The sequence below is a fragment of the Tateyamaria sp. syn59 genome (assembly GCF_007995245.1).
Classification (GTDB): Bacteria; Pseudomonadota; Alphaproteobacteria; order Rhodobacterales; family Rhodobacteraceae; genus Tateyamaria.
The window spans coordinates 325,010-336,522 of the sequence record NZ_VCBA01000005.1; the positions used below are offsets into that span (position 1 = coordinate 325,010).

At 61.3% G+C, this 11,513-nt stretch carries 11 protein-coding genes, 1 tRNA gene, 1 pseudogene and 2 riboswitches; of the genes and pseudogenes, 10 read left to right on the plus strand and 3 right to left on the minus strand.

Annotated features, from left to right (window positions below; all coding sequences use genetic code 11):
- Positions 1 to 50: 50 nt before the first annotated feature.
- A riboswitch (TPP riboswitch) is annotated at positions 51 to 152 on the plus strand.
- 38 nt (positions 153 to 190) lie between these two features.
- The 3 genes from FD715_RS12240 to FD715_RS12250 are packed head-to-tail and all read left to right on the plus strand — an operon-like array spanning position 191 to position 3,373.
- Entirely contained in the window at positions 191 to 1,171 is a 981-nt protein-coding gene (locus tag FD715_RS12240) for a thiamine ABC transporter substrate binding subunit (protein WP_147109975.1), read from the plus strand.
- Positions 1,147 to 2,694, plus strand: coding sequence for a thiamine/thiamine pyrophosphate ABC transporter permease ThiP (locus tag FD715_RS12245; protein WP_147109977.1), 1,548 nt, complete (start codon positions 1,147 to 1,149; stop codon positions 2,692 to 2,694). Before FD715_RS12240 ends, FD715_RS12245 begins: the two co-directional genes overlap by 25 nt.
- A complete protein-coding gene (locus tag FD715_RS12250) occupies positions 2,681 to 3,373 on the plus strand; it encodes an ATP-binding cassette domain-containing protein (protein WP_147109979.1) in 693 nt (230 codons plus the stop codon). The genes FD715_RS12245 and FD715_RS12250 overlap by 14 nt, the downstream gene beginning before the upstream one ends.
- Here FD715_RS12250 and FD715_RS12255 read toward each other — a convergent pair.
- Positions 3,362 to 3,802, minus strand: a pseudogene (locus FD715_RS12255) (6,7-dimethyl-8-ribityllumazine synthase). The gene FD715_RS12250 and the pseudogene FD715_RS12255 sit on opposite strands and share 12 nt — an antisense overlap.
- A 78-nt stretch (positions 3,803 to 3,880) precedes the next feature.
- Positions 3,881 to 4,023, minus strand: a riboswitch (FMN riboswitch).
- A 61-nt stretch (positions 4,024 to 4,084) separates the two neighbouring features.
- Between FD715_RS12255 and FD715_RS12260 the strand changes: the two are divergent.
- The 5 genes from FD715_RS12260 (at position 4,085) to FD715_RS12280 (ending at position 8,407) form a co-directional block, all read left to right on the plus strand.
- Complete coding sequence (locus FD715_RS12260) at positions 4,085 to 4,699, plus strand: FMN-binding negative transcriptional regulator (protein WP_147109981.1); 615 nt, start codon at positions 4,085 to 4,087, stop codon at positions 4,697 to 4,699.
- 30 nt (positions 4,700 to 4,729) lie between these two features.
- Complete coding sequence (locus tag FD715_RS12265; RefSeq protein ID WP_147109983.1) at positions 4,730 to 5,332, plus strand: glutathione S-transferase; 603 nt, start codon at positions 4,730 to 4,732, stop codon at positions 5,330 to 5,332.
- Positions 5,333 to 5,663: 331 nt separating this feature from the next.
- Entirely contained in the window at positions 5,664 to 6,245 is a 582-nt protein-coding gene (petA, locus tag FD715_RS12270) for a ubiquinol-cytochrome c reductase iron-sulfur subunit (protein WP_189799477.1), read from the plus strand.
- Positions 6,246 to 6,257: 12 nt separating this feature from the next.
- Positions 6,258 to 7,604: a cytochrome b N-terminal domain-containing protein gene (locus FD715_RS12275; protein ID WP_147109987.1), complete on the plus strand. Its 1,347-nt coding sequence runs from the start codon at positions 6,258 to 6,260 to the stop codon at positions 7,602 to 7,604.
- A gap of 14 nt (positions 7,605 to 7,618) precedes the next feature.
- Entirely contained in the window at positions 7,619 to 8,407 is a 789-nt protein-coding gene (locus tag FD715_RS12280) for a cytochrome c1 (RefSeq protein ID WP_147109989.1), read from the plus strand.
- Positions 8,408 to 8,570: 163 nt separating this feature from the next.
- Here the strand turns inward: FD715_RS12280 and mtaB are convergent, their stop codons facing one another.
- Both mtaB and dapF read right to left on the minus strand, forming a co-directional pair.
- Positions 8,571 to 9,830 carry a tRNA (N(6)-L-threonylcarbamoyladenosine(37)-C(2))-methylthiotransferase MtaB gene (mtaB, locus tag FD715_RS12285; RefSeq protein WP_147109991.1) on the minus strand — a complete coding sequence of 420 codons (1,260 nt, stop codon included), beginning with the start codon at positions 9,828 to 9,830 and terminating at the stop codon, positions 8,571 to 8,573.
- On the minus strand, positions 9,827 to 10,666 hold the full coding sequence (gene dapF, locus FD715_RS12290; RefSeq protein WP_147109992.1) for a diaminopimelate epimerase: 840 nt from the start codon (positions 10,664 to 10,666) through the stop codon (positions 9,827 to 9,829). The genes mtaB and dapF overlap by 4 nt, the downstream gene beginning before the upstream one ends.
- A 97-nt stretch (positions 10,667 to 10,763) precedes the next feature.
- Between dapF and FD715_RS12295 the strand changes: the two genes are divergently transcribed.
- Together FD715_RS12295 and FD715_RS12300 are read left to right on the plus strand one after the other, a co-directional pair.
- A tRNA-Lys gene (locus FD715_RS12295) sits at positions 10,764 to 10,839 on the plus strand.
- Between the two features lie 175 nt (positions 10,840 to 11,014).
- A partial coding sequence (locus tag FD715_RS12300) for a metallophosphoesterase (RefSeq protein WP_189799478.1) occupies positions 11,015 to 11,513 on the plus strand: 499 nt, incomplete at its 3' end.

The window sequence follows — 11,513 nt, forward strand, 5'->3', positions numbered from 1 at the left end:
TGGCTCAAGCCGTTTTCCGCTTGCAGGCTTATCGCCCTCGGCCTAGCTATGGACGCACCTCGGGGTGCCTGGCGACAGGCTGAGATGCATATCGCGAACCCGTTGAACCTGAACCGGTTAACACCGGCGGAGGGAAGGTTTGGTTCACCCCAAGACCGATATCCCGCCGCCTCTCTGATTGGAGGATGCGATGAAATATGCTTTGACACTGGCCGCCGCGCTGGGCGCGACGACGGCGCTGGCCGACACACCCGTTCTGACGGTCTATGCCGGGGACTACTTTACGTCCGAGTGGGGGCCCGGGCCGACGCTTGAGACTGAGTTTGAAAAGATCTGTGGCTGCGATCTGGAGTGGTCCACTGGCGATCTGGTGACGCGCCTGCTGCTGGAAGGGGAGCGGACGAAGGCGGATGTGGTCATTGGCCTGACCTCTGACGTGACGGCCAAGGCGCGCGCGACGGACCTGTTTGCGCCGCATGGGCAGGACAACAGCGCGTTGACGCTGCCGATTGAGTGGACGGATGACACGTTCTTGCCCTTCAACTACGGGCATACGGCGTTCATCTACAACGAGACGACGATGGACGCGCCGCCCGCGAGCTTTGAGGATCTGTTGGCGCTGCCTGATGACGTGAAGATCGTCATTCAGGATCCGCGCACGTCCATTTCCGGTCTGGCATTGGTGCTGTGGGTGCAGGCCGTCTATGGCGACCGGTCGGCAGAGGTTTGGGAGGCGCTGTCTGACAACATCCTGACCGTGACCAAGGATTGGTCGGCCTCCTACGGCCTCTTCACCGATGGTGAGGCGGACATGGTGCTGAGCTACACGACCTCGCCCGCGTACCACATGTTTGCGGAGGAGGACTTTACCAAGAAGGCGGCGATCTTCCCCGAAGGCCACTATTTCATGGTTGAAACCGTGGGCAAGATTGCGGGGACGGATCAGCCGGAACTGGCGGATCAGTTTTTGGAGTTTGTGATGTCGCGCGAGTTCCAGACGATTATTCCCACAGCGAACTGGTCGCTGCCTTCGGCGCTGCCGCAAGCGGATTGGCCCGAAGGTTGGTCGGAACTGCCGCTGCCCGAAAAGGTCCTGTTCTATTCCGAGACTGAAGCGGCGGAACTGCAAGCGGACGCGATCGAGACATGGCGCGCCGCGCTCAGCCAGTAAGCCTATGGCTTGGCATCATCGCGGCGGGTTTCGTCGTCGCGGCGGTGATTGCCGCCTTTGTCGGTATTGGCCAGCGGATCGAGACGACCACTGGCCTGCGCGCCGCCGAATGGCAAGCGGTGCGCTTTACCGTTTGGCAGGCGTTTTTCTCAGCCTTGATTTCGGTGGTTCTGGCCGTGCCTGTGGCGCGGGCGCTCGCCCGGCGGCGGTTGCCGGGGCACACGCTGCTGGTCACGCTGTTGGGCGCGCCATTTATCTTGCCGGTGATTGTCGCGGTTCTCGGTCTGCTCGCGATCTTTGGGCGGAACGGGTGGCTGAACACGGCACTCGGCCTGTTCGGGCTGCCCGAGGTGTCGATCTACGGTGCGCATGGCGTTGTTTTGGCACATGTTTTCTTCAACATGCCGCTGGCGACGCGGTTGATCCTGCAAGGCTGGCAGGCGGTCCCGGCCGAGCAGTTTCGCATGGTGGGGCAGTTGGGCCTGACCCCGCGCATGGTGTTTCGCATCATCGAATGGCCCATTCTGCGGCAGGTGGTGCCGGGGGCCTTTGTTCTGATCTTTGTCATCTGCCTGACGAGTTTTGCGGTTGCGCTGACCCTTGGTGGTGGACCGCGGGCGACGACCATTGAGTTGGCGATTTATCAGGCATTTAGGTTTGATTTTGACCTTGGGCGCGCGGCGGTGCTGAGCGTGCTGCAATTGGCTGTGGCGGGGGCTGCGGCGGTGCTGGCGCTTTGGATATTGCCGCCCATTGCGCTGCAAACAGGGCGTGACCGGGCGGTGCGCCGCTGGGATGCGCCGAGCGTTTGGGGGGATGCGTTCTGGATCACCTTGGCGGCTGGCTTTCTGTTGCTGCCGCTATTGTCCATTGCGCTATCGGGTCTTGTGGGCTTGTTTTATATGCCTTTTTCGGTGCTGACGGCGACTTGGACGACCATTTGGGTGGCCTGTGTCAGCACTGTGGTTCTACTGGTTCTGGCCCTGCCCATGGCGGCATGGTTGGCGCAGGCCAGGTGGGGCGGGGCGGAGGCGTTGACTTTGTTGGGCCTCGTTGCGTCGCCTCTGATGATCGGGACGGGATGGTTCATTCTGATCTATCCCTACGTATCGCCCACGGCCTTTGCCTTGCCCGTGACTGCCCTGATCAACGCTATGATGGCGCTGCCGTTTGCGGTGCGCATCCTGCTGCCGTCGATGCGGCAAGTGTTCAATGATTACGGGCGGTTGAGTATGGGGTTGGGGTTGCGCAGCCTCGCGCTCTGGCGGTTTGTGCTGGTGCCGAGGTTGCGCCCGCAGATTGGGTTTGCAGCCGGGCTGACGGCGGCGTTGAGTGTTGGCGATCTGGGGGTTGTGGCGCTGTTTGCGGACCCGGATGTCGCGACGTTGCCGTTGCAGATGTACCGGCTGATGGGCGCCTACCGGACCGAGGCGGCTGCGGGGGCGGCGTTGGTGCTGGTGGCGCTCGCGTTCGGGATGTTCTGGATCTGTGATGCGTGGGGGCGGCGGTATGCTGCGGGTTGAGGGGCTGAAGATCGCGCACGGGGAATTTGAGCTCTCCGCTGATTTTGCCGTTGAGCGCGGGCGGCGGGTTGCCGTGATCGGGCCGTCGGGGGCGGGAAAGTCTACGCTTCTCAATGCGTTGGGGGGGTATATCGACATTGCCACTGGTCGGATTGAGGTGGACGGTCTGGACGTGACCGACGCGCGGCCAGACAAGCGCGGGATTGCGATGCTGTTTCAGGACGGGAACCTGTTTCCGCATCTGACGCTGGCGCAGAATGTCGGGCTGGGGATACGGCCTGCGTTGCGGTTGAGTGAGGCGGAGACGGCGCAAGTGCTTGATGCGCTGGGCCGGGTTGGGCTGGCGGAATTTGCGGATCGCAAGCCGGGGGATGTGTCCGGTGGACAGCAGAGCCGGGCGGCATTGGCACGGGTGCTGGTGCAGGCCAAGCCATTGCTTTTGCTGGACGAACCCTTTGCTGCGCTGGGGCCCGCATTGCGGGTTGAGATGCTGGATTTGACGTCGCAAGTGGCGCGGGATGCGGGGGCGACTGTGTTGATGATCACCCACGCGCCCGAGGATGCGGAGCGCGCGGATGATCTGATTTTTGTTGAGGCGGGGGCGGTCGCTCCTCCTGCGCCTGTGGGCGCAGTCCTCGCTGATCCGCCGCCCGCCTTGCGGGCCTATCTAGGCCGCTGAGCGCAGGTCTGCCCGCGTGGCTGTGATGCCGAGGGCGGCCTGGGCTGCTTCGCGTCCCTTGAGCACGAAATGGTCGGCGTAGATGTTCATGTGGTGCTCGGTTTCCTGGAAGTGGTGGGGCGTGAGCGAAACCGATAGGATGGGTACGCCGGTTTTGAGGCCGACTTGCATCAATCCGTCGACCACGGCGGAAGCCACGAAGTCGTGGCGGTAGATGCCGCCGTCGACTACGAGAGCAGCGCAGGCTATCGCGTTGTACCGGCCCGTCTCGGCGAGCGTTTGGGCCATGAGAGGCATCTCGAACGCGCCGGGTACGTCGAAGACATCTACTTGATTTGATGCGATAATTTCGGTTAAGCCTTACAAAGCCTGATCGACTATGGCGGCGTGCCATTGGGCTTTGACAAAGGCGAAGCGGGTGTGTGTCATATCAATCTCCTTTGGTTCAGACACGTCACCCAAGGCGATTGCGCACGTGACAAGACGCACCCGTATGGATGCTGTCACCTGCGTTCTCTTTCATCCGGACTGTGACCGTCGGCTCAGGCCTCTCACCTGATCTGCTGGACCCTCGGAAACCGAGGCGCTCGTGGGCTCTTGCCGAAGCAAATACCACCGGTGGGGAATTTCACCCCGCCCTGAGAACAGGCTCAGGTTGCCAAGCCGCGGCGGCAGAGGCAAGAGGAACGCGACGTATCACGGAGCGGACCCATGCACCCCAATCCCGTTTTTCACACCGAGACCGCAGAGCGGAACATCGCGTTTGCCCGCGAGCGTGCGTTTGGTGTGCTGGCCGTGAATGGCGCGGATGGGCCGATGATGTCGCATATCCCCTTTCTGATTGATGAACAGGGCGCGCAGCTTGATCTGCATCTGGTGCGGTCGAACCCGATTGCGCGGGCTTTGAAGGCGCCGATGACGGCCAAGATCGCGGTGAGCGGGGCGGATGGCTACATCTCGCCCGACTGGTACGAGGTGCCGGATCAGGTGCCGACCTGGAACTATGTGGCGGTGCACATCACGGGCACTTTGGAGATGCTGCCGCAGGAGCAGATGCGCGATATGCTGGACCGGCAGTCGAAGCATTTCGAGGATCAGTTGCTGCCCAAGACGCCGTGGAAAACGGACAAGATGACGCCCGAGGTGCTGGACAAGATGATGCGCCAGATTGTGCCGTGTCGGATGACGATTGAGGCGGTCGATGGCACCTGGAAGCTGAACCAGAACAAGCCCGACGCGGTTCGGTTGCGGGCGTCGGATTATGTCGATGCCTACGGGCTGGGGCAGGAGACGCGCATCCTTGCTGCGCTGATGCGCGGGGCCTAGGCTGCGCCCGAACCCAAGGGGAGAATCACGATGAAGCTGTTAATGGCGGGGCCGAGCCCCTTTGTGCGCAAGGTGCTGGTTTTGCTGCATGAAACGGGGCAAGCAGATGATGTCGAGATGGTCACCGTGACTGCGGCACCCGGCGGCACCGATGCGACGCTTAAGGCGGCGAACCCGGTCGGCAAAATCCCGGCGCTGGTGCGGGACGAGGGGCCGACGCTGTATGATAGCAAGGTGATCTGCCGCTACCTGGATGCGCGGGCCGAGGCCGGTCTGTACCCCGAGAAGGGCTGGGAGACACTCGTCCTGGAAGCCACAGCGGATGCGCTGATGGAGGCCGCTGTGCTGATGGTTTACGAAAAGCGGTTCCGCCCGGAGGAGATCTGGTCAAACGACTGGATCGAGGCGCAGTGGGGCAAGGTCGAGGGGGCTCTGGATGCGCTGAATGCCCGCTGGATGGGCCATTTGGCCGGGAAGATGGACATCGGGCACATCGGTGTGGCCTGTGCCCTGGGGTATCTGGATTTCCGTCATGGGGACAGAGACTGGCGCAAGGGGCGTGATGCGCTGGCTGGGTGGTATGAGGCCTTTGCGGCCCGTCCGTCGATGCAGGCGACCGAACCCAAAGGCTAGCGTCGCGCAACGTTCGGTGGGTGCGATCCGCCAAACGGGCGCGAATCGGGGTTAACGCCAGCAAAACAACGGGGATGGGCTGTACTCCGGGCGTGCACACCCTGTGCACAGTCCGTACACCGGCTATGCACCAACCTCGTGATTAACAGACCGTGCGCTCTTGAGTCTTATCAAGGGGTTAATCAAGCACCCTGCGACCACGTGTGTCAGTTTGCGCGCTGGACGTGGGCGGGGGACCCCGCTAGATAGCCCGATGAAACGGCTGTGCCTGCGCGCGGCCCGTCGTCTTATTTGGCCCCTTTTGGGGCATTGGAAACTGGAGAAGTCCCCCGTGTCCCACGTAGAAGAAGACCACGAAGGCACCCGGCGCGATTTTCTGTACTACGCCACGGCTGGCGCAGGTGCGGTGACGGCCGGTGCGGCGATCTGGCCGTTGGTGAACCAAATGAACCCGTCGGCTGACGTTGTCGCGGCAAGCCAGATGCGCGTTGACGTGTCGAGCCTGTCGCCCGGCACGCAGCTGACTGTTTTGTTCCTGGGCAAGCCGGTGTTCATTCGCCGCCGGACCGAGGAAGAGATCAGCGCGGCGCGTGAAGTGCCTGTGGATGATCTTCCTGATCCGGATGCGCGCAATGGAAATTTGCCGAGCGGTACGCCGGGTGATGATGGAAACCGTTCGCTGCCGCCGTTTGGTGGCGCGGACAACACCGGCGAGTGGCTGGTGATGCAAGGCGTGTGTACGCACCTGGGCTGTGTGCCCTTGGGCGATGCAGGGGACTTTGGCGGCTGGTTCTGCCCCTGCCACGGCTCGCACTATGATACTTCGGGCCGGATCCGTCGTGGACCCGCGCCGGAAAACCTGCCGGTTCCTGTTGCTGAATTCGTGGACGAGACCACGATCCTGTTAGGGTAAGGGAGAGAGACCATGGCTGGAATTCCTCACGACCATTATGAACCGAAGGCGGCCTGGGAAAAGGGCCTGGCCAAGCGGTTGCCGATCGTTGGCCTGATGTACGACACGCTGATGATCCCGACGCCGAAGAACCTGAACTGGATGTGGATCTGGGGCATCGTTCTGACCTTCTGTCTGGCGCTGCAGATCATCACCGGTATCGTGCTGGCGATGCACTACACCCCGCATGTGGATCAGGCGTTTGCGTCGATTGAACACATCATGCGCAACGTGAACGGTGGCGCGATGCTGCGTTACCTGCACATGAACGGCGCTTCGCTGTTCTTTGTTGCTGTTTATGCCCACATCTTCCGCGGTCTCTACTACGGTTCCTACAAGGCGCCGCGTGAGATCACGTGGATCATCGGGATGCTCATCTACCTGCTGATGATGGGTACGGCGTTCATGGGCTATGTGCTGCCCTGGGGTCAGATGTCCTTCTGGGGTGCGACCGTGATCACCGGCCTGTTCGGTGCGATCCCGTTCATCGGTGAGGCGCTGCAAAGCTGGCTTCTGGGCGGGCCTGCCGTGGACAACTCCACGCTGAACCGCTTCTTCAGCCTGCACTATCTGCTGCCCTTCGTGATTGCCGGTCTGGTGATCGTGCATATCTGGGCCTTCCACACCACGGGGAACAACAACCCGACCGGTGTTGAAGTGCGCCGCACGTCGAAGGAAGAAGCAGAGAAAGACACGCTGCCCTTCTGGCCCTATTTCGTGATCAAGGACCTGTTCGCGCTGGCGATCATCCTGGTGGTGTTCTTTGCCATCGTGGGCTTTATGCCGAACTATCTGGGCCACCCCGACAACTATATCGAGGCGAACCCGCTGGCGACGCCTGCGCATATCGTGCCGGAATGGTACTTCCTGCCGTTCTACGCGATCCTGCGTGCCTTTACCCCCGATGTGTGGATCGTGCAGTTCGCGACCTTCATCAGCGGTGGCATCATCCAAGCCGACTTCTTCGGTGTTCTGGCGATGTTTGGGGCGATCGCGGTGATGGCGCTGGCGCCATGGCTGGACACATCCAGCGTGCGTTCGGGTCGTTACCGTCCGATGTTCAAGTGGTGGTTTGGCCTGTTGGTGGTCGACTTCTTCGTGCTGATGTGGGTGGGTGCTCGCCCGGCGGAAGAGCCGTACAACACCATTGCGTTGCTCGCATCGACATACTGGTTCGTCTACTTCCTGGTCATCCTGCCCCTGTTGGGCGTGATCGAGAAGCCGAACGCGCAACCGGCGACCATTGAAGAAGACTTTGCCGCGAACGTGGGCAAGGGGGACAGCGGTACTGCTGCGCCTTCGGCCCAGCCTGCGGAATAAGGAGAAGACTGCAGATGTTTAAGAAACTTGCAGTGAGCATGGTGGCGGCGTTCGCGCTGGCCACCGGGGCTTTCGCCGCGGGCGAGGCCAAGAATGTGCCCAATGTGAACTTCAGCTTTGATGGTCCGTTTGGGTCCTTCGACCAGAACCAGCTGCAGCGCGGCCTGCAAATCTACACCGAGATCTGCGCGGCCTGCCACGGTCTGCAGTATGTGCCGATCCGGACGCTGGAAGACGAAAGCGGTCCGGGCATGCCTGCGGATCAGGTGCGCGCCTATGCCGAGTTCTATGAAGTGTTCGACCCGGCCATTGACGATTTCCGTCCGGCCATCCCGAACGACCACTTCCCAGGCTCGAACCTGGAAAATGCGCCCGACCTGAGCCTGATGGCGAAGGCGCGCGCAGGTTTCCACGGTCCCTATGGTCTGGGCGTCAACCAGCTGTTCAACGGTATGGGTGGAGCGGAGTACATCACTGCGCTGCTCACAGGCTATACCGGCGAAGAGAAGGAAGAGGCCGGTGCGGTTCTCTATGAGAACAAGTGGTTCCCCGGCGGGTGGATCGCAATGGCGCCCCCCTTGTACGGTGATGACACCGAGTTTGCGGATGGCGCGGCCACTGATCTTCAGAGCCTGTCCGAGGATGTCTCTGCCTTCCTGATGTGGACGGCTGAGCCCAAGATGATGGCGCGCAAGCAGGCTGGATTTGTCGGCGTGATCTTCCTCACCATCCTGTCTGTGCTGCTGTACCTGACCAACAAGCGCCTGTGGGCGCCGGTCAAGGCCCGTTACAAGAAGAAGTAAGTTATTCGCATAGCGACTTCGTAAGCCCTGCCTTTTGGCGGGGCTTTTTCTTTGGCGCAGGACACCTGCGCCTTACGCGCGGCCTTTAAGGGAAATGACGTGCCATATGGCCGCTCAGGAGGCGCCGCCGCCCCCGCGGCTGCCGCCGCCCCCCGCCGTACTTCTAAAGAGAAGAAGACGCGATTAGAGCGCTGTCGGATTGGCCGGTGATCCGTGCGGTGACGATATGGCCTTCGGGTTGGGGTGTGTCGAACTGCACTTCGGTGAACTGCTCGGTGCGGCCCATATGAGGGTTTTCCATCAGAATGTGATGGACCTTGCCCTGTTGCGTGGCGAGGTGTTTTGACACCTGTACTTCGCCCGCGCTGCGCAGGCGAGCGGCACGGTCCTTGATCGCCTTGCCGTTGACTTGCGGCATTCGCGCGGCAGGTGTGCCGGGGCGGCGTGAGTAGGGGAAGACGTGCAGCCAGGTGAGGTCGCACTCCTCGACGAGGCGCAGGGAGTTTTCGAACATCGCCTCGGTTTCCGTGGGAAAGCCGGCGATGATGTCGGCGCCAAAGGTCATTTCGGGACGCAGCGCGCGTGCTTCTTGCGCAAAGCGGATGGCATCGTCGCGCAGGTGGCGGCGTTTCATCCGTTTCAGGATCAGGTCGTCACCATGTTGCAGCGACAGGTGCAAGTGCGGCATGAGGCGGGGCTCCGTCGCGATGGCCTGCATCAGGGCCTCATCCACCTCGATCGAGTCGATGGAGCTGATCCTAAGGCGGGGCAGGTCCGGCACCAGCTTGAGGATGCGCATGACGAGATCGCCCAGCCGCGGTTCCCCAGGCAGGTCCGCGCCCCATGAGGTAAGGTCGACGCCCGTCAGGACGACTTCGTTGAAGCCGCGGTCGACCAGTCGCTTGATCTGGTCCACCACCACGCCTGCCGGCACCGAGCGGGAATTGCCGCGGCCGTAGGGGATGATGCAGAAGGTGCATCGGTGGTCACAGCCATTCTGGACCTGTACATAGGCGCGGCTGCGGGTGCCAAAGCCGTCGATGAGGTGCCCAGCGGTTTCGGTAACGGACATGATGTCGTCCACCTGCACCGGTTCGGTCCTGAAGTCGCCCGCGAGGCCCGCCCATGTGCTGGCCTGCATCTTTTCAGTGTTGCCAATGACCGCGTCCACCTCGTCCATATTTGCGAATGTGTCCGGCTCGGTCTGGGCCGCGCAGCCGGTGACGATCAGTTTGGCGTCGGGATAGGTGCGGCGGAGTTTGCGGATGTCTTGCCGCGCCTTGCGGACGGCTTCGGCGGTCACAGCGCAAGTGTTTACGACGATGGCGTTTTCGACGCCTGCCTGCGCTGCCAGTTCTTCCATTGCCTTGGTTTCATAGGCGTTGAGGCGGCAGCCGTGGTTTGAGAAAACTGGTGCGCTCATAGGCTGGCCAGGAACTCATGTGTCAGTGTGCCGTCAAAGACGTGGGCGGTAGGGCCTGACATCCAGACGCCATCCTCTCGCCAGTCGATATGAAGGGTGCCGCCGTCGAGGTCGATTTGCACCTTGCGTCCGGTCAGGCCGCGGCGCACTGCGGCGACAGCGGTCGCGCAGGAGGACGAGCCGGAGGCCAGCGTGATCCCTGTGCCCCGCTCCCAGACACGCATGCGGATATGGTCCGGGCCGATCACTTGGGCAAATTGCACGTTGGTGCGTTCAGGGAACAGCGGGTGGTGTTCGATTTCCGGGCCGATGGTGCCGAGGTCTACGCCGTCTATGTCATCCACAAAAAAGGTGCAGTGCGGGTTGCCCATGCCCGTGGCGACCGGGCTGCGGTCGAGAGGCAGCGACAGGGTGTCGACATCCTGCGAGAGCGGGATGTTCTGCCAGTCCATCTGAGGCTGGCCCATGTTCACAGCGATGCTGCCATCGGTGTTGCGCAAGGCCTGAAGCGTGCCGCGGCCGGTGACTTCGATGCTGAGTGTGTTGCTGCCGTTCCGGGTCATCTCGCGCGCGGCGATGCAGCGTGTGGCATTGCCGCAGGCCGCCGACTGCGAACCGTCGGCGTTGTAATAGGTGACGGTGAGGTCGTCGCCGTCTGTGATCAGGGCCAATTGGTCAAAGCCCACACCGCGATGGCGGTCCGACAAGGCCCTTACCAGCGGCTCTGTCAGGCTCACGGGTGCCGTGCGACCGTCGATCACGACAAAGTCGTTGCCCGCCCCGTGCATCTTCATGAAGGGCCAATGAGAGGTCGCAGTTTCCGCCATGGCGGGCATATAGCGCCGGGGTTTCAGGGAATCCAGTATGTCGCAGGAAAAGGTACCAGAATCGGCTTGACCCTGTGGCTTACCCTTTCTAGATAGGCCGCCTAGTGGGCCGTTAGCTCAGTTGGTAGAGCAACTGACTTTTAATCAGTGGGTCGCAGGTTCGAACCCTGCACGGCTCACCACTGTATCAATCTGTTGTCATTTACTCATAAGAGTGCGGATTTACGCATAAGTGTGTAGATTTGGCACCGTGGCCACTATCCCTGAAGATAGCGTTGTGACCGGACATCGCCGATGTTGCGGCGTGGTCATGACCGGCTATCCTACGAAAAAATCAGGGAAACCCGGATAGAAACCATGGCTCACTGGTATACTGCTGATACGCATTTCGGTCATGAGAACGTTATGAAGTTCTGTGATCGCCCCTTTTCTTCCGTGGAGGAGATGGATGCCGTCTTGATCGCAAACATGTGCGAGAGGGTTCATGAGGACGATGATCTCTGGATCATTGGTGACTTCGCTTTCGGCCCAAGGTCAAAGGATGCTGCTTACCTTAAAGGGATATTCGACCAGCTGCCGGGCGCTCGAAAGCACTTGATCGTTGGGAACCACGATTGCGAACCGACTTTAATGCTGCCGTGGGATACTGTGTCTCCACTTGTTGAGCTCCGTGACGGCCCGCTCAAGCAGTCCAACACGCTTTGCCACTATCCAATGATTACATGGAACCATGCCCGACGCAGCGCTATTCAAATGTTCGGTCACGTTCACAACAACTGGCTTGGCTCAAGAAATTCTGTGAACCTCGGGGTCGATGTTTGGGATTTTTCGCCTGTGCAATTCGATGACGTTGCTG